18 protein-coding genes are annotated in these 15,359 nt (G+C 62.8%); 10 read left to right on the forward strand and 8 right to left on the reverse strand.

Going from position 1 to position 15,359, the window contains the following annotated elements; translation table 11 throughout:
- Positions 1-20: 20 nt before the first annotated feature.
- The gene (locus LNV09_RS00750) at positions 21-920 is read left to right on the forward strand and encodes a DMT family transporter (RefSeq protein WP_263555156.1); all 900 of its coding nucleotides are present in this window, start codon (positions 21-23) and stop codon (positions 918-920) included.
- Positions 921-997: 77 nt separating this feature from the next.
- On the opposite strand, the gene LNV09_RS00755 is transcribed toward LNV09_RS00750, so the two are convergent.
- A complete protein-coding gene (locus LNV09_RS00755; RefSeq protein ID WP_263555157.1) occupies positions 998-1,501 on the reverse strand; it encodes an FxDxF family PEP-CTERM protein in 504 nt (167 codons plus the stop codon).
- A 395-nt stretch (positions 1,502-1,896) separates the two neighbouring features.
- Entirely contained in the window at positions 1,897-2,796 is a 900-nt protein-coding gene (locus tag LNV09_RS00760) for an MBL fold metallo-hydrolase (RefSeq protein ID WP_263555158.1), read from the reverse strand.
- A gap of 109 nt (positions 2,797-2,905) precedes the next feature.
- Between LNV09_RS00760 and LNV09_RS00765 the strand changes: the two genes are divergently transcribed.
- From LNV09_RS00765 to LNV09_RS00785, 5 genes are all read left to right on the forward strand, one after another.
- Positions 2,906-3,250 (forward strand): ArsR/SmtB family transcription factor, encoded by a 345-nt coding sequence (locus tag LNV09_RS00765; RefSeq protein WP_263555159.1) that lies wholly within the window; start codon positions 2,906-2,908, stop codon positions 3,248-3,250.
- 29 nt (positions 3,251-3,279) lie between these two features.
- Positions 3,280-3,711: a YeeE/YedE family protein gene (locus LNV09_RS00770; RefSeq protein ID WP_263555160.1), complete on the forward strand. Its 432-nt coding sequence runs from the start codon at positions 3,280-3,282 to the stop codon at positions 3,709-3,711.
- Positions 3,712-3,725: 14 nt separating this feature from the next.
- On the forward strand, positions 3,726-4,190 hold the full coding sequence (locus LNV09_RS00775; protein WP_263555161.1) for a YeeE/YedE family protein: 465 nt from the start codon (positions 3,726-3,728) through the stop codon (positions 4,188-4,190).
- A 19-nt stretch (positions 4,191-4,209) separates the two neighbouring features.
- Positions 4,210-4,551 carry a protein tyrosine phosphatase family protein gene (locus LNV09_RS00780; RefSeq protein ID WP_263555162.1) on the forward strand — a complete coding sequence of 114 codons (342 nt, stop codon included), beginning with the start codon at positions 4,210-4,212 and terminating at the stop codon, positions 4,549-4,551.
- An 80-nt stretch (positions 4,552-4,631) separates the two neighbouring features.
- On the forward strand, positions 4,632-5,573 hold the full coding sequence (locus LNV09_RS00785; RefSeq protein WP_263555163.1) for a Gfo/Idh/MocA family protein: 942 nt from the start codon (positions 4,632-4,634) through the stop codon (positions 5,571-5,573).
- Between the two features lie 21 nt (positions 5,574-5,594).
- Here LNV09_RS00785 and LNV09_RS00790 read toward each other — a convergent pair whose 3' ends face one another.
- The gene (locus LNV09_RS00790; protein ID WP_318023268.1) at positions 5,595-7,277 is read right to left on the reverse strand and encodes a DUF885 domain-containing protein; all 1,683 of its coding nucleotides are present in this window, start codon (positions 7,275-7,277) and stop codon (positions 5,595-5,597) included.
- A gap of 286 nt (positions 7,278-7,563) precedes the next feature.
- On the opposite strand from LNV09_RS00790, the gene LNV09_RS00795 reads away from it, so the two are divergent.
- Positions 7,564-7,980, forward strand: a complete 417-nt coding sequence (locus tag LNV09_RS00795) for a hypothetical protein (RefSeq protein WP_263555165.1) — start codon at positions 7,564-7,566, stop codon at positions 7,978-7,980.
- 58 nt (positions 7,981-8,038) lie between these two features.
- On the opposite strand, the gene LNV09_RS00800 is transcribed toward LNV09_RS00795, so the two are convergent.
- Genes LNV09_RS00800 through LNV09_RS00820 form a run of 5 tightly spaced genes read right to left on the reverse strand, consistent with a single transcriptional unit; the run spans position 8,039 to position 12,275 of the window.
- On the reverse strand, positions 8,039-8,722 hold the full coding sequence (locus LNV09_RS00800) for a phosphatase PAP2 family protein (protein ID WP_263555166.1): 684 nt from the start codon (positions 8,720-8,722) through the stop codon (positions 8,039-8,041).
- Positions 8,722-10,485, reverse strand: coding sequence for a phosphoethanolamine transferase (locus LNV09_RS00805; RefSeq protein WP_263555167.1), 1,764 nt, complete (start codon positions 10,483-10,485; stop codon positions 8,722-8,724). The genes LNV09_RS00800 and LNV09_RS00805 overlap by 1 nt, the downstream gene beginning before the upstream one ends.
- A gap of 28 nt (positions 10,486-10,513) precedes the next feature.
- Positions 10,514-11,059, reverse strand: coding sequence for a cysteine hydrolase family protein (locus LNV09_RS00810; protein ID WP_263555168.1), 546 nt, complete (start codon positions 11,057-11,059; stop codon positions 10,514-10,516).
- The gene (locus LNV09_RS00815; RefSeq protein WP_263555169.1) at positions 11,056-11,787 is read right to left on the reverse strand and encodes a metallophosphoesterase family protein; all 732 of its coding nucleotides are present in this window, start codon (positions 11,785-11,787) and stop codon (positions 11,056-11,058) included. The genes LNV09_RS00810 and LNV09_RS00815 overlap by 4 nt, the downstream gene beginning before the upstream one ends.
- A gap of 26 nt (positions 11,788-11,813) precedes the next feature.
- The gene (locus LNV09_RS00820; RefSeq protein WP_263532817.1) at positions 11,814-12,275 is read right to left on the reverse strand and encodes an Lrp/AsnC family transcriptional regulator; all 462 of its coding nucleotides are present in this window, start codon (positions 12,273-12,275) and stop codon (positions 11,814-11,816) included.
- A 139-nt stretch (positions 12,276-12,414) separates the two neighbouring features.
- Here LNV09_RS00820 and LNV09_RS00825 point away from each other — a divergent pair, with 139 nt between their 5' ends.
- The 3 genes from LNV09_RS00825 to LNV09_RS00835 all read left to right on the forward strand — a co-directional run bounded on the left by LNV09_RS00825 (position 12,415) and on the right by LNV09_RS00835 (position 15,028).
- Positions 12,415-13,356: a DMT family transporter gene (locus tag LNV09_RS00825; RefSeq protein ID WP_263555170.1), complete on the forward strand. Its 942-nt coding sequence runs from the start codon at positions 12,415-12,417 to the stop codon at positions 13,354-13,356.
- 50 nt (positions 13,357-13,406) lie between these two features.
- A complete protein-coding gene (locus LNV09_RS00830; RefSeq protein WP_263555171.1) occupies positions 13,407-14,123 on the forward strand; it encodes a phosphatase PAP2 family protein in 717 nt (238 codons plus the stop codon).
- Between the two features lie 188 nt (positions 14,124-14,311).
- On the forward strand, positions 14,312-15,028 hold the full coding sequence (locus LNV09_RS00835; protein WP_263555172.1) for a YidX family protein: 717 nt from the start codon (positions 14,312-14,314) through the stop codon (positions 15,026-15,028).
- The last annotated feature ends 331 nt before the right edge of the window (positions 15,029-15,359 follow it).

Below are 15,359 nucleotides of genomic sequence, written 5' to 3' on the forward strand. Positions count from 1 at the left end.
CTCGGGCCATACTGCAGGCCATGCATTCGACCCACTCGCCGCAGCCTGCGCATCCCCAACTCCAACAACTCTACCCGCTGCTCTTTGTCGGGCTCTGGAGCACCGGCTTTATCGGCGCCAAATTTGGCCTGCCAGATGCCGAGCCGCTGAGCTTTTTAAGTCTGCGCTATGCCATCGTGCTGGGCTTGATGGGAGCTGTGGCCTGGCTCAGCAAAGCGCCTTGGCCGAGTCGCAGGAAGGACTATCTGCATATTGGCGTCTCCGGCCTGCTGGTCCACGGTCTGTACCTGGGAGGCGTGTTCATTGCGATTGGCCATGGCCTGCCAGCCGGCATCACCGCGCTGGTGGTGGGCTTGCAGCCGCTGTTGACGGCGCTCGGTGCCGGTGCCTTCCTGGGTGAGCGGGTCCGGCCGCGCCAGTGGCTGGGCTTGGCTTTTGGTTTTACCGGCGTCGGCCTGGTGGTGGCCCACAAACTCGCGGCCAACGCCGGCGGGACCTTGCTGCTGGCGCAATTGGCACCTGCGCTGCTGGCCTTGTTGGGCATCACCGCCGGCACGCTCTATCAAAAGCGCTTTTGCCCGGCCTTCGACTTGCGCAGTGGTTCGGTAATTCAGTTTCTGCCCTGTCTGGCGCTGACCCTGCTCGCCGCGAGCCTGAGCGAAACCATGCAGGTGCGCTGGACGATGCAGTTCGCTTTTGCACTCGGCTGGCTGGTCTTGGTCTTGTCGCTGGGTGCGGTGAGCTTGCTGAATCTATTGATACGGCGTGGCAGCGCGGTCAATGTGGCCAGCTTGTTCTACCTGGTGCCGCCCACCACGGCGCTGTTCGCCTGGGCGATATTCGGTGAAACACTGACCGCTCTGGCGCTGCTGGGCATGGGTTTGGCCATGTTTGGGGTCTGGTTGGCACGGCGCCCATGAAAAAAGCGACGCTGAGGCGTCGCTTTCTTTGATCTCAAAACCCGCGGGCCGATGTGGCCTGCGCTGTTCGAGCTGGCTTAAACCGCTGAGCGGCGACGGGCCACGAAGCCAACGGCACACAAACCAGCCAAGAGCAGCGCGTAGGTTGTGGGCTCAGGAACGGCAGTGACATCGGCCGCGAAAACATAGTTTGTGTTGTTGCGGTTGGCCACGCCAGTCACGGTCAGGCTGTAGTTGCCGGCGCCCAAGTTGGAGCCAAACGACAACACTTGTGAGGTGCTGTTGCTGAAAAGTTCCAGCGCTGTGGGGGCGCCGATTGAGCCGCCGGAGATAGTTGCGGCGAAGGAGGTGATGGCACCGACAGAGGTCGAGAAGGTGCGGCTCAACAGCGTGGACACATCGTTCTCACCAGTCAGGCTGAATTTCCAAGTGTCGTCGATGCTGGCATTTTTGCTGAATGTGCTGGACACAAACAAGGCGCCGTCTGCTGTGATGTCACCCAGTTCGTAGACATTGCCTGCGGCAGCGAAACCGGCGGAAGTGGCCAAGACGGCAGCGAGAGCGATTGATTTGATTTTCATGGGGTCCCTATTTAGGTGGGTCAGAAGCTTTGTCAGTCCCACCGAAAGTCCTCCCGATGGCCTGAGCGCCAGTCTAGAGAATTCAACTGGCTTCAAAAACCCCGCGTTCCGAGGGGCAGCAAGCCTGCTTCGTGAACTTCATCACGAAAATGGTGGGCACTTGCGTGGCTGGCCGCGCTCTCTTCCGTCAACAACAGCGCGATCAACAACAAGATGGTCCATACCGGCCCGCCAGGTGACCAGGCCACTCCCTCGAAACAGGGCGCCACCCACATCTGGCTGCGCAGGCCCAGGCGGCAGCAGGCTGGCGGGGTGCCAGAAACATATAGGCCTGTGCACCAGCAGCAGCGCCAAGGTGATGACGACATGCAGAAGGGGCATCACGGGGCCTGCGTTCAAAGCAAGTTCAGCGGCAGGCGCAGATAGGCCACACCGTTGGCATCCGGCGGCGGCAGGGCACCGGCGCGGATATTCACCTGCACAGAAGGTAAGATCAGATTTGGCATGGCCAAACCGGCATCGCGCTGGCGGCGCATGGCCACAAAGTCCTGCTCACTGACGCCGTCGCGGAGATGGATATTGCCGGCGCGTTGCTCGGCCACTGTCGTCTCCCAAGCGGCTGTGCGGCCCTCGGGTGGGTAGTCGTGGCACATATAGAGGCGTGTATTCGCGGGCAAAGTCAGCAGTGAGCGCACGCTCTTGTATAGCGCCTGGGCATTGCCACCGGGGAAGTCGCAACGAGCGCTGCCAACATCGGGCATGAACAAGGTGTCGCCGACGAACACGGCCGCCGGCTCGCCGGCCCCGTCGACCTGGTACGCCATGCAAGCCGGCGTATGGCCGGGCACCGCCAGCGCGCTGGCTCGCAAGTCGCCGATCGCGAATTGCTCACCGGGCTGGAACAAGTGGTCGAACTGGCTGCCATCGGGATGAAACTCGGGCTCCAGATTGAAAATGCCCTTGAACACCTGTTGCACATCGGTGATGGCGGCGCCGATGGCGATCTTGCCGCCCAGCTTTTTACGCAAATAATGCGCCGCTGAAAGGTGGTCGGCATGGGCATGGGTCTCCAGAATCCATTGCACGCTCAAGCGCTGCGCTTGGACAAAAGCGATCAGCTCATCCGCAGACTTTGTGCTGGTGCGGCCGGCCTTGGGGTCAAAGTCCAGCACCGAATCGATGATGGCGCAGTGGCCACCACCATGGTCATAGACCACATAGCTGATGGTCCAAGTCGCGGGATCAAAGAAGGCTTTGACTTGGCGCGAGGCACATGAGGCGGGCGTGTTCAACATAGCGAGTTCCTTGGTAGCCACAGTGGCTTTGCTTGATCAAATAATAGTTTATTGACAAATATATTGTCAATAAATAAAATGTCAATATCGAAAGTGAAGGAATGCCACGATGTTGCTTGACCCCACCCCCTCTGACGGCGCCACTGCGGCCACGCCGCTTGATCTGGACATGCTGCGCATTTCGGCCGATGCCGCTTGCCGGCTGATGAAGGTGATGTCCAACCCGGACCGGCTGTTGCTGCTGTGCCAGCTCAGCCAGGGCGAAAAGCGCGTCGGCGAGTTGGAAGAATTGGTCGGTATTGCGCAGCCGACCTTGTCACAGCAGCTCGGCGTGCTACGCGAAGAAGGCTTGGTCAGCACCAGGCGCGAAGGTAAGAACATTTATTACTGCATAGACAGTCCGCAAGCCACGGCCGTGATGGGCGTTTTGTACGCGCTGTATTGCGGCAAGTGAACGCAACCTCATCAGGAGATAGAAACACCATGCAGATCGACTGGACGCACTTCACGCCCTGGGCCTCGCTGGCCGGCGGCATCTTGCTGGGCCTGGCTGCCAGCGCCTTTATTTTGCTCAATGGCCGCATCCTGGGCATCAGCGGCATCGTCGGCGGCCTGCTGCGCCCGCGCAGCGGTGACTCTGCTTGGCGCATCGCCTTTGTGCTGGGCATGCTGGCTGCGCCTGCGCTGTACTACTGGGCGGCCGGCCCGGTCTTGGCCACGGTCGACGCGGGCTGGGCCACCGTGATAGCCGCCGGCTTGCTGGTAGGCGTTGGCACCCGCTATGGCTCGGGTTGCACCAGCGGCCACGGTGTGTGCGGCTTGTCGCGGCTGTCGCCGCGCTCGCTGATGGCGACCTTGGCCTTTATGGGCGCGGGCTTCGCCATGGTCTTTGTCGTTCGCCATTTATTGGCCTGAATCCGGAGCACAGCATGAGCAAAATCAGCCATTCAGCCTCACACCACCATCGCCTGTCCGAGTTCGGCGTCGGCCTGCTGTTCGGACTGGGCCTGATCCTGGCGGGCATGACCGATCCCAGCAAGGTGCTGGGCTTTCTGGACTTGGCCGGCCTGTGGGACCCCTCGCTTGCCTTTGTGATGGGCGGCGCCATCTTGGTCAGCTTGGGCGCATTTGCGCTGGCCAAGCAGCGCAGCCAAAGCTTGCTGGGCGGCGCGATGCACCTGCCCACCCGCCGCGATATCGATCGCCGCCTCATCACCGGCAGCTTGCTGTTCGGCGCCGGCTGGGGTTTGGCGGGGTTTTGCCCTGGGCCGGCCATCGTGTCGCTGGCCACGGGCAACCCGAAGGCGGTCGTCTTCGTTTTAGCTATGCTGGCGGGCATGGCGATCTTCGAAATTGCTGAAAATCGCGTCGGCAAAGCAGTTGCCAAAATTTAACCAAAAGTCAGCCCCAACTATGAGCATCCCTGTCCGTTCCGTCACGCCTGAGTTCTATGTGGCGGCCCAGCTGGCCCCTACCGATATGGCCGCCGCTGCCGCGATGGGCTTCAAGACCGTCATCAACAACCGCCCCGATCTGGAAGGCGGCGCCGATCAGCCCGCCAGCGCCAGCATGCAAGCCGCCGCCGAGGCGGCCGGTCTAAGCTATGTCTACCTGCCGGTGGTAAGCGGCGCCATCACCGCCGAGCAAGCAGCCAGCATGAAACAAACATTGGACGCTGCAACACCCCCAGTGCTGGCCTTTTGCCGTTCCGGTGCCCGCTCGACGCAATTGTTCATGCTGGCGCAGCAAGCCTGATCTAAGAAATTGGGGTCAGGTTCATTTGTTTCGCCCATGGCGAAAAATGAACCTGACCCCATTTAAATGATGGAGCGCCAATGATGCGAATTGCCGTGATCGGCCTGGGCGATATTGCCCAAAAAGCCTACCTGCCGCTGCTCAGCCGGCGCAGCGATATCGAGCTGGTCTTGTGCTCGCGTAACGCCGCAACGCTGCAGGCTCTGGGCCGGCAATACCGGATCGAGAACCTGGCCTGCAGCATCGAGGATTTGGCCCGCTTTGCGCCCAAGGCCGCCTTTGTGCACACCGCCACCGCCGCCCATGTCGAGGTGACGAGTGCGCTGTTGGAGATGGGCGTCGATGTCTATCTCGACAAACCGATCGCCTATGAGCTGACCGCCGCCGAGCGCCTGGTGGCCTTGGCGCGCGCGCGCGGACGGCTGTTGATGCTGGGCTTCAACCGGCGCTGCGCGCCGCTCTACCAAACCTTGGCCGAGCAGCCCGATCCGCATCTGGTGCTGCTGCAAAAACACCGCGTCGGCCAGCCGGCCGGTGTGCGCGAGTTCATCTTTGATGACTTCATTCATGTCGTTGACACGTTGAGGTGGCTGGCGCCGTCCGAGCCCACGACGCTGGCTGTCGCTGCGCGCGTTGAGACGGGTAAAAGGGCGGGTTTGCTGGCGCATGTCAGCGTGCAATTCAAAGCCGGCAGCTTCACCGGCCTGGGCCTGATGAACCGCGACAGTGGTGCCAACGAAGAATGCCTGGAACTGATGTGCGAAGGCAGCAAATGGCGGGTCGAAAACCTGAATCAAGCCAGCGAGCACATCCTTGGCCGCGAGCAGCGGCATGGCTTTGACGACTGGACGCCGGTGCTCAAACGCCGAGGCTTCGAGGCCATCATCGAACAATTTCTGGCGGCCGTGCGGGCGCCCGAAGTGGAGCACCGCTGGGCCGAAGATGCGCTGCAGACACATAGGCTGTGCGAGCAGATTGTGCTGGCGATCGAACAACAAGGGCAGACCGGCGCGCCGGCTTGATTCGGCGCACGCGCTGCGTGTTCATTGCACCAAGCTTGGTGCCTGGTTTGGCCCGGCGGTTTGCGCGACGCCCTCCACCATCTCGGCCAACAGCGCCAGCGGCAGCGGGCCATGCTTGAGCACCTTGTCGTGGAAAACGCGGATATCAAATGCAGCACCTTCGCGCACCCGCGCCGCTTCGCGCAACTGGCGCAGCATCACCGCACCCTGCTTGTAGGTGATCGCCTGCGCCGGCCAATTGCGCACCCGTGCGATCTCGCGCTGGGCCAAATGCGGCAACATCGGCAGCTTGCTGCGCCAATAGTCCTGCGCTTCTTGCTCGGTCCAATCAAGCGCGTTGATGCCGACATCCAGCACCACGCGGATCGAGCGTACCAAGTCCCATTCCACCGCGCCCAGGGCATCCGAGTCCTGTTGAAACAAGCCCAGCTCGCTGCCGAACTCCTCGACGTAAGCGCCCCAGCCTTCGGCAAATGCCGAATAGAAACCGTGCGGCAGACCAACCGGGCAGCCGCGCTGCTCCAGCGCATAGCGGCTTTGGTAGTGATGGCCGGGCGTGCTCTCATGCAGCAGCAACCAGTCGATATTGCGCCGCCCATAGCTAGCCTGCGCTTGGTTGAAATAGAAGGTGCTTTCGGCGGGCTCGTAGTAGCCATCAACCGGCAAGGCGCTGCCCAAATCGGAGCGCCGGATCAGCGGCGGTGCGATTGCGGTCGGCAGGAAAAGCTTGTGCAGATTCCGGTAGACCCGCGCCTGGCGCACTTCGTAATCTACTTGTGGCGTTTGCCCATCCGGGTAGCTGAAATTGGGGCCAGCCAGATAGACGGCAAAGGCCTGGTCACGGCCGGCGTAGCCCATGCGTGCTTGCAAATCACGGTAGCGCGTCAAGGCGCGGTCCAACTCGCTCTGGCCCAGCGCCATCAAAGCCTCGGGTGTGCTGTCCATGGTCAGCCAGGCCAGGCGCAGATAGGCGTACCAGTCTTTGCCCAAGCTGGTCTTGGCCAGCCCCTGATCGGACAAGACCGCTTGCGGCCCCAGCGCCAAGAAGGCCTTGAGCAGCCTAAGCTTTTGCTGGTTCAGCGCCAACTCAAAGGCGATCTGACGCAGTTGCAGGGCTTGGCAGGTGCTGCTGGCCTGCCCGTCCAAGGCCTTCAACTGTTGACCAAGCTGATCGAGGCGGCGCTGCTGCAGGGCCACATCGGTGTGCTGCACGATGTGCTGGATATTCTTGCGATAAGACAAGTCCATCTCGCCGCCCAAACCCAACTCGGCATAGGCAGCGCTGAAGTCAGCAATGAATTGCTCCACGGGCTGGGCCAGCGACTGGGCAGCTGCGGCATGGGCCGAAGGTGATGCTTGTGCCGCCAGCGATGCGGCCAATGCAAACGCAGCAAGCGCAGTAGACGCTGCAAAAAAGGTGGGGCGAAATTTCATTTTCAGGCGCCGTATCAAGTAAGTGCTCAGCAGCGCCGCATCATGCCGAACTGGCGCAAACAAGCGCAAGTCCCATTGGGCACCCCGCAAAAAATCGAGCGCGGACTTTGCCTGCGCCACCAATGCGCTTGGCAACGGCGATCTTGCTATTGCCCCTGTTGCCATGCCCTTGCGCCCAAGCCCGTCTCTGAGACTGGCCGCTATATGTCCGACGACACCTTTGAAATCAGGCCAGCCAGCATTCACTGACGCGCCTCGCGTCACGCTCATTGGCAAAAATCCGTCAGCGCAGAAATTGAGTTAGCGCCTCTATACAAGGCGCATCCGTGGCGAGCATGGCAAAAAAGAAACAAACGGCCGCAGCTTCAAGGCCTTCGTTGACCTAGTCGAAAAAAAACAGCATGAAAACCCTTAATATGTCTCAGGTTTTGCGAGGCTTGACTGTGCAATCGTCTACCGCGCTTGCTCGCTGTGCTAACAGATTGCGCAATTGACCTAGGTCTGCCTGTGAGTTTCTTGCTCAGTGCTTTTTTCTTATTTTTTTGAAAGTATCACCATGAAGAATTCCATCGCCGCTGTTGCCGTCCTCTTCTCCTTGTTGGGCGGCGCTGCTCAAGCCCAAATTAACGCCTCTGCGGCCATGCCGGCACCGGCCGCCAAGACGGCCGCCGCGGCCAGCACCGACCCGATCGTGGTGATGCGCGCCGAGCAGCGTGCTGCCCGCACCGAGTTCAACAACACCGTGCGCCCAATCCGCGCCGAGCGCGCAGCCACCATCAAGGCCGCTCAAGACAAGGCCGGCGCTGAAGCCAAGGCCGCCGGCAAGGATCCGTTGGTGGCCCGCCGTAACGCCCGCGCCGAAGCCACGGCCGCGACCAAGGCCGACTTCGACGCCAAGATGAAGGCCGCCAGCGAAACACGCAGCGCCGCCATGGCCGCAGCTGCCGCCAAGCGCGCTGCCGCTGCCAAGTAATCACTCGGCTGTCGCAGATAAGAAAGGGGCCAGTCGGCCCCTTTTTTTGTTGCTCGGATCAGGTGGCCGTTTTGCGGCCTCGCTTACGGGCGTAAAGATCGGCCAGCACGCACAGCGTCCAGCAGATGAAACCCGTCCACAAAGTGTGACTGAGGTAATGCGCGCCGCGCGCCATCTGGGCCAAGCCAAAAGCCGCGCCGAAAGCCAACACCAGGCCAAGCAGCACCCGCGCCAGCGCCGGCCGATAGGGCCGCCACAAAAAGTACAGGCCAAAGAAGCCGAACGCGGCGATCGCGTGGCCAGACGGGAAGCAATGCCCCGGCCCACCGTCATACACGCCCAGCAGCCAATGCGGCACATAGTGGGCAACACCGCCAAACTCGCTCAGCTCCCAGGGGCAGCTGGTCAGGTTGACACGCTTGAGTGCGGGCACCAAGACGATATTCGCCACCGCCACGCCCAGCCAAAACAGGCGCTCCCGCTTGCTTGGCGTCATTGGTTTTGGCTTGACCCACAGCGCGTCGCTCAGCTGCCAAATCAATACCGCCCAGCCCAGCGCCCGTCCGCCCTCATGCGCCAGCGAGCTGGTCAGCCAGGCTTCGCGCCATGGAAAGCCTTCGGCCGTGCCGAACTGGCGTACCAGCGGCAAATCCAGGCCGCTGAACTCCCATAGCGTCAGCAAGAACAGGCAGATCAGGGTGATGGCAAGGTCGCGGCGCCAGACCGGGTTCGCGGCCGCCATCACTTGAGCACCGCCTCGTTGCCGGGCACGCGGCATTGCCCGGCCAAGTCCAAGCTCGGCTCCAGCAAGGTGCTGCGCACATCCAGCAGCCCCATCAGCGTGTGGAACAGATGGTCATGGCTGACCGGCGTCGCAGGGGTTTGTGCGGCTCGGCCGCGCAGGCAGTCCCAGTCCAGGCCCGTCGAATTGGCAAAGCCGCTGCTGGCCCACATCAGCATGGGCACGCGGGTCTGCACATCGGGCGCAATCGCATAAGGGATGCCATGCAGGAACAGGCCGTTCTCGCCCAACGATTCGCCATGGTCAGACACATAGAGCAGCACCGTATCGACCTCGGCCGCGCGGCTCTTGAGCTTGGCGATCAGGCTGGCCAACACATGGTCGGTGTAGAGCAGGGCGTTGTCATAAGCATTGGCGATTTCTTCCTTGCTGCACAGACGCAAATCGTCCTTCTCGCAGGCCGGCACAAATCGCTTGAAGGCGGGCGGGTAGCGGCGGAAGTAAGAGGGCCCATGGTTGCCCAATTGATGCATCAGCCAGAACTGCGGCGCCGCACCCGGCTTGAAGCCCGCGACCACCTCGCTGAGCCGGCCGTCAAGATCGGCAATCAAGCCCTCATCCAGACAGCGCTCGCCCTCGCACAGACCAGGCGCATTGACTTTGCTCACCGCGTCATTGGGCAGGCCGTCGCACACGCCTTTGCAACCCGATTGGTTGTCGCGCCACTGCACGCCGACTCCGGCGCGGGCAACGATGTGCAGCAGCGAGTCGGTACCGCGTATGCGGGCCTCGTCATAGTCGCGCCGCCCAATGGCCGAGAACATGCAGGGCAGCGAGGTCTCGGTATTGGTGCCGCAGGCCTGCACATCGCGGAAGCTGATCAGGCTTGAGCCCGGCTGCGCGGCAATCTCCGCCAGTTGTGGCGTCGTCTGGCGGGTATAGCCGTTCAAGCCCCAGTTGGCGGCGCGGGCGGTTTCGCCGATCACCATCACGACGACCTTGGGCTTGGTGCGGCCCGCCCAGCTTGGGCCGGCTGCGGCGTCCAGGCCCACCGCTTGACGGGGCTTGGCGGCGCCGCGTGCTTCAGAGGCCAGCGTGCTGCCGAGCGACCAGACATAGTTGGACGGCGTGATCAGGTAGCGGATCTCTTTGTGATTACGCATCAGCGAGGAGAAAGGCTGGAACACCGCCATCACGCTCGCCACCATGGCCAGCACCGCCACCACGATCAAGCCCAGCCGCACCAGCACCGCGCGCCGCCAAGGCCGGTTGACAATGCGCACCCGCCACAGCAGCAGCAGCGGCAGGCCGGCGTAGATCAACACATGCAGCAGCAACGCGGCCGAAATCAGCTCGCTGGCCTCGGCGGGGTCGGTGCGCAAAGTATTGCGCACCATCGTCGGGTCGAGATAGACGCCGAAGGCCTGCATGAACCAGCTGGCGAAGGCGGTCGTGATGATCAAGACCACCAGCAGCGGCTTGAGCGTCCAGCGGTTGGCCACCAGCGCCAGCAAGAACAGGTGCAAGGCCAAGACCAGCACCACCATGGCGGCGGCAAAGCCCCAGGCGCTCGGGTCGTCAAAGCTGCGCCCCTTCAAGGCGGCGCTGAAGAAGAAGCGGTTGGCCGTCAGCGCCCATAAAAGGCTGACGGCAAGCAGCACCTGCTCCACGGTGGCGGGGATGGTCAGGCGGCTGGCGCTGCCTTGGGCGGCCCCGGCCTGCTGGGCCAATGACGTCGATGGCGTAGATTTAAATAAGCTCATGCCCGGATTGGACACCATGCGCCGAGATTCAGCCCGGCAGCAGCTCCTCTGCGCTACACACCTGCGCATATTCACCGTGCAAATTGGCCAGCGCCACGCGCTGCAAGTCCTCGGCGCTACGCGGGCGGCCGTCGAGGTCGGGGCGGTCGTAGCAATAGCAGGCATCGGCGACGACCCGGCAGTCAAAGCCCAGGCAGCCTGCCGTGCGCACGCTGGCCTCGACCGACATAGTCGTGCTGACGCCGCAAAACACCAGGTTGCGGATGCCGCGCTGATGCAGCCAGTGTTCCAGGCCGCTGTGCACAAAGGCGTCCGTGACATGCTTGTCCACCACATGCTCATGCGGCAGCGGCGCCAGCCGGTCTTGGAACTCGGCACCGGGCTGGCCGGGCCAGAAAGGCGAACCCACCGAGCGCGACAGATGGCGCACATGCACGACCGGCCGACCGGCACTGCGCCAAGCGCGCAGCAACGCGGCGATGCGGTCTTCAGCCTGCGGGTTGTTGCGTGGGCCGGCGGCTGACATGCCTTTTTGCATGTCGATGATGATCAGCGCGTGGTTTTGAAGATTCATACCGGGACTTGTAGGTAACCGCTGCTGAGCGCTTGCACCCATTCGGGGCGTTGACGGAGTCGGGCCAGCTCGGCCATCTGCGCGTGCGGGTAGGGGACGCTGAGCAGCGCGGCGCTCCAGCCCTCTTTGCGCCGCTCAACAATGGCGTAACGGGCGTCGGGCGAGCCCGATTCCACCACATGGGGGTAGGGAACGTCGTCCTGGTAAGCCGGCTGGCCGACGCTGCCCGGGTTGACGATCAGTCCGCCAGCCGCCGTTCTCACGCTGCGCGCCACATGGCTGTGGCCGCACAGCAGCAGCTCGCTCTGATGCCCCTTCAAACGCTCTTCCACCTCGGCAGCCGTGGCTGCGCGCTCGGCACTTTGCAGCAGCACCTCGACATCGCTGTCCGGCGTGCCATGGCAGAGCCAGACCTGCTCATTGAAAGCCTGGCTGTGCTTGAGCCCGGCCACCCAGGCTAGCTCGGCCGGCCCCAATTGCTCGCGAGCATAACGGTCAGAAGCCCCGGCATTGGGGCTCAGGTTGAGCAGCTGCCGCTCATGGTTGCCGGCCAACTGCGGCCAGTCTTGTGCCATCAGGTATTGGGCGGTCTCAAGCGGCAGCAAGGGCCCGGACAGGCTGTCGCCCAAGTTGACGACGGCATCGACACCACGGCGCTTGAGGTCGGCAACTACCGCCTCAAGCGCGGCCAGATTGCCGTGGATATCGGAGAGTACGGCTATTCGCATGGCGGTATTGTTGGGCTAATCATCACTTACTTGAGTGCCTTCAGCGGCAGCGGCGCGCCACTCTTGACGCAGCGGATCGCAAAATTGCTGGTGATGTCTTGCACCATGGGCAGCGCCTGCAGGCGGCGCACGATGTGCTCGTAACTGCTCAGCTCGCTGACCACCACTTCGAGCAGATAGTCATGCGCGCCGCTGACCACATGGCAGGCCACCACCTCGGCCATCGCCTCCATCGCCGCTTCAAACTGCTGCACCGCATCCTCGCGGTGATGCATCAGCCGCACATTGACGAACACCGTGGTCGCCAGCTGCACCGCTTTGCGGTCCAGCACCGCCCGGTAGCCGGCAATGAAGCCGGCATCTTCCAGGCGCTTGAGCCGCCGCGCGCAAGGGCTTTGCGACAGCGCCACCCGCTCGGCCAGCTCGGCGATCGAGAGCCGACCGTCGCGCTGCAGCAGTTCCAGCAATTGGATGTCTATTTTGTCCATGGCTTGAAATCGTCAATTTCTCGCATTTTATTGGATGAATCCACCCTTGAAGTCGCAATTCAATCGCCATTTGAGTCAATATCACCCGGGGTCAAGCCGGAAAATTCAGCCTTTCCAGCAGTAGATTCAGGCCCGCAGCATGCCCAGCCCAGCAGTACCCATCATTTCCGCCAGCCAGCACGCCCTCACCCATCGCCCGCTGGCCGCCAAGCCCGGCCTTGACCTGCTGGGCTGGGCCGCGCTGGCCTTGACGCTGTGCATCTGGGCGGCCTTCTTCATCTCGCTGCGCGCCGGTGCGCGCGCAAATCTGCCGCCCGCCGAGCTGGCGCTGCTGCGCTTCGGCCCGGCCGGGCTCTTGTTCATGCCATTGCTGTGGCGGCGGCGCGCGCGCTTTGCCCAGGTGCCGCTCAAGCTGTGGCTGATGATCGTCATCGGCGCCGGCCTGCCCTATTTTCTGATCGCCGGCTGGGGCATGCTCCACGCGCCGGTGGCCGATGGCGCGACGCTGATTCCCGGCACCTTGCCGCTGTTCACCGCCCTGTTGGCCGCCGCCCTGCACGGCCGTGCCGCCTTGGCGCGCTGGCCGGCGCTGCTGTGCATCGCCGCCGGCGTCGCCACCATGCTGGCCTTGAAGGCCGGGCATGCGGGCTTGGCCGAGGGTTACGCGATGTTTTTGCTCGGCAGCTTGATGTGGTCGGCCTACACGCTGGCGCTGCGCCAGGCCAAGCTGGCGCCTATTGAAGCGGCGGCGCTGATCTCCAGCGTTTCGCTATTGCTGCTGCTGCCTTTGCTGGCTTGGCAAGCAGCCCAAGGGGGCTTGAGCCTGCCGGCGCTGCCGCGCGAGCAGCTGTGGCTACAGCTGCTGATTCAGAGCGTCGGCGTTGGCCTGATCTCGACGCTGAGCTATAGCTTTGCCGTTGCCCGCCTGGGCGCGCAGCGCAGCGCGATGGCGGGCGCCTTGACGCCGGTGTTGGCGACCCTGTTGGCGCTGCCGCTGTTTGGCGAGCGGCCGGATCTGGCCACCGTCATCGGCATGCTCCTGATCGCGGCGGGCGTGTTGTGGGGCCAGCGCAAGGCCTGAGGCACATGACACCGGTCGCCCAGCGTTTGCCTGTGGCGGAAAATGCCAGCATGCAAAAGCAAACTGAAATGCCGGCCGATCGTGATCATGATGCGGCGGACACAAAACCCTCGCCGAGTCGCTACGCCACAGTTCTCAAGACCCTGTTGCCCGGCTTTATTGCGGCCATGCTGGCTTGGGGCTTTATCGAGATCAGTGGCGCCATGGTTGACGGCGGCACGCGCGGCGTCGACACCGCCTTGCTGCTCTGGGCTCAGCAGGCGCGCAGCGCTCAGCCCTGGATGATCTCGGTGTTGCGTGATTTGAGCGGCATTGGCAGCACCATTTTCCTGACCCTGTTGACGGTCGCGGCGGTCGGCTATCTCTTGTTGGTGCGCCGGGTAGTAACGGCCTACCTGCTCGCCAGCTCGGTGATCAGCGGCACGCTGGCGGTGTTCTCACTGAAGGCTGCGTTCGGGCGGGTTCGCCCTGCCTCCGAGTTCGCGGTGATGATAGAGCCGGGCCTGAGTTTCCCCAGCGGCCATGCGAGCTTATCGGCCTTGGTATTTCTGAGCCTGGGCGCGCTGCTCGCCAGCACACGCAGCAAACCGGCTGAGCGGATCTACATCCTCTGTCTGGCCGGCTTGATGACCTTGCTGGTCGGTTTGAGCCGGGTCGCTCTGGGCGTGCACTGGGGCTCGGACGTGTTGGGCGGCTGGGCTTTTGGCAGCGCCTGGGCGCTGATCTACCTCCTGCTGGCGCGACGCTTGGCGCGAACTGCCAAGTAGCAAGCCATCGGGGCGCATTGGCCCCAGAAACGCGCCGCTGGCAGGACGCTTGCGTCCTAAGCCTGACCTTCGTTACTCCGCAGGTCGACGGCTGATTCAGCTCGGTACTGTCCATTTGGATAGGCGACAAGGCCCCCACCGCTGTATAGAGTCGCGGGCTCCACCTGACCTTGAGCGGAGTCCCCTTGATGAATCCAGATCGCCGAAGCCTGCTGGCTTGGAGCCTTGCACCCTTGGCCGCCAGTTTGGGGGCCTGCGCCGACAGTTCCAGCGGCTCCAGCCAGCCCCGCGGCCTCAACAGCAGCAGGAAGCATCTCTACACCGAACAAGTGGCCAATCTGCTGATTTCGCAGGACAAGACTCATCTCGTCGTGCTGGGTGAGCGCTACCACTATGTGTTCGAGGCGCCGAATGATTTGGTTCGGCTCAATGAATTCCCGCTGAAGCCGCGTATCACGGCCAAAATTACGCATTTTTATGTTGCGCCGGACGATGCCACCCAGGGCAACTACAGCCTGCAACTCCCGGCAGATTTGAGCGCTGCCGAAGCGCAGGTGGCGCAAGACTTTGGTTTCTCGTCGCAGAGCGACGGCAGTTGGGCGCTCGACAACCAGCTCAAAGGCAAGCGCTATGTGGTGGGCAACACCTTCCGCGCCGCGCGCAGCCAAACCAAGTTGAACCATGCCTATACCGTGACGGTGGAAGCCGAAGAGAGCCTCGGCCAGCAAGCGGTGGACGGCATGGTCACACCGGTCACGATTGCCTCGGAAGGTGTCTTTCTGATCTATTTCGTTGCGCTCGCGCCCATCCTGATCCCGCTGATATTTTTGACCAAAGAGAAGCGCCCCGCTGCGCTCTTGCCAGCGCCAAGCTCGGAGCAAGCCGCCTCTGCTGCACGCCCGTAGACGCCAGCCGCTTGGCGGCCCCGAGCAAGACGGAGGGGCGGGCACAACGACGCAGGCGGATCCATCGGTCGAATTTCAGCTCAGGGCTTAGAGCCAGCTGTTGCCCCTCTTTGTCTATCTGCTGCGCCAATGCTGCAGCAGCTAGGCGCAAGCGCCCGCCACCACTACCCAAAAGGCCGAGCCTATGCCCAGCAGGCTGACGCTGGACAGCGTGACCCAAAATCAATATGGCGACATCAGGGTGGCACTCATCATGCAGCGCGCCGCCACGCGAGTCTGATTTTGCAAACAAATGGCGCTGACCCAGATAATCATCCGCCAGCATGGCCAT

This window comes from Paucibacter sp. B2R-40, from assembly GCF_025717555.1.
Taxonomy (GTDB): Bacteria; Pseudomonadota; Gammaproteobacteria; order Burkholderiales; family Burkholderiaceae_C; genus Paucibacter_A.

Excerpts from the sequence above, each read along its gene's own strand:
- LNV09_RS00750 (WP_263555156.1), top strand. The coding sequence starts at position 21 with ATGCATTCGACCCACTCGCCGCAGCCTGCGCATCCCCAACTCCAACAA.
- LNV09_RS00755 (WP_263555157.1), bottom strand. The coding sequence starts at position 1,501 with ATGAAAATCAAATCAATCGCTCTCGCTGCCGTCTTGGCCACTTCCGCC.
- LNV09_RS00760 (WP_263555158.1), bottom strand. The coding sequence starts at position 2,796 with ATGTTGAACACGCCCGCCTCATGTGCCTCGCGCCAAGTCAAAGCCTTC.
- LNV09_RS00765 (WP_263555159.1), top strand. The coding sequence starts at position 2,906 with ATGTTGCTTGACCCCACCCCCTCTGACGGCGCCACTGCGGCCACGCCG.
- LNV09_RS00770 (WP_263555160.1), top strand. The coding sequence starts at position 3,280 with ATGCAGATCGACTGGACGCACTTCACGCCCTGGGCCTCGCTGGCCGGC.
- LNV09_RS00775 (WP_263555161.1), top strand. The coding sequence starts at position 3,726 with ATGAGCAAAATCAGCCATTCAGCCTCACACCACCATCGCCTGTCCGAG.
- LNV09_RS00780 (WP_263555162.1), top strand. The coding sequence starts at position 4,210 with ATGAGCATCCCTGTCCGTTCCGTCACGCCTGAGTTCTATGTGGCGGCC.
- LNV09_RS00785 (WP_263555163.1), top strand. The coding sequence starts at position 4,632 with ATGATGCGAATTGCCGTGATCGGCCTGGGCGATATTGCCCAAAAAGCC.
- LNV09_RS00790 (WP_318023268.1), bottom strand. The coding sequence starts at position 7,277 with ATGAGCGTGACGCGAGGCGCGTCAGTGAATGCTGGCTGGCCTGATTTC.
- LNV09_RS00795 (WP_263555165.1), top strand. The coding sequence starts at position 7,564 with ATGAAGAATTCCATCGCCGCTGTTGCCGTCCTCTTCTCCTTGTTGGGC.
- LNV09_RS00800 (WP_263555166.1), bottom strand. The coding sequence starts at position 8,722 with ATGGCGGCCGCGAACCCGGTCTGGCGCCGCGACCTTGCCATCACCCTG.
- LNV09_RS00805 (WP_263555167.1), bottom strand. The coding sequence starts at position 10,485 with ATGAGCTTATTTAAATCTACGCCATCGACGTCATTGGCCCAGCAGGCC.
- LNV09_RS00810 (WP_263555168.1), bottom strand. The coding sequence starts at position 11,059 with ATGAATCTTCAAAACCACGCGCTGATCATCATCGACATGCAAAAAGGC.
- LNV09_RS00815 (WP_263555169.1), bottom strand. The coding sequence starts at position 11,787 with ATGCGAATAGCCGTACTCTCCGATATCCACGGCAATCTGGCCGCGCTT.
- LNV09_RS00820 (WP_263532817.1), bottom strand. The coding sequence starts at position 12,275 with ATGGACAAAATAGACATCCAATTGCTGGAACTGCTGCAGCGCGACGGT.
- LNV09_RS00825 (WP_263555170.1), top strand. The coding sequence starts at position 12,415 with ATGCCCAGCCCAGCAGTACCCATCATTTCCGCCAGCCAGCACGCCCTC.
- LNV09_RS00830 (WP_263555171.1), top strand. The coding sequence starts at position 13,407 with ATGCAAAAGCAAACTGAAATGCCGGCCGATCGTGATCATGATGCGGCG.
- LNV09_RS00835 (WP_263555172.1), top strand. The coding sequence starts at position 14,312 with ATGAATCCAGATCGCCGAAGCCTGCTGGCTTGGAGCCTTGCACCCTTG.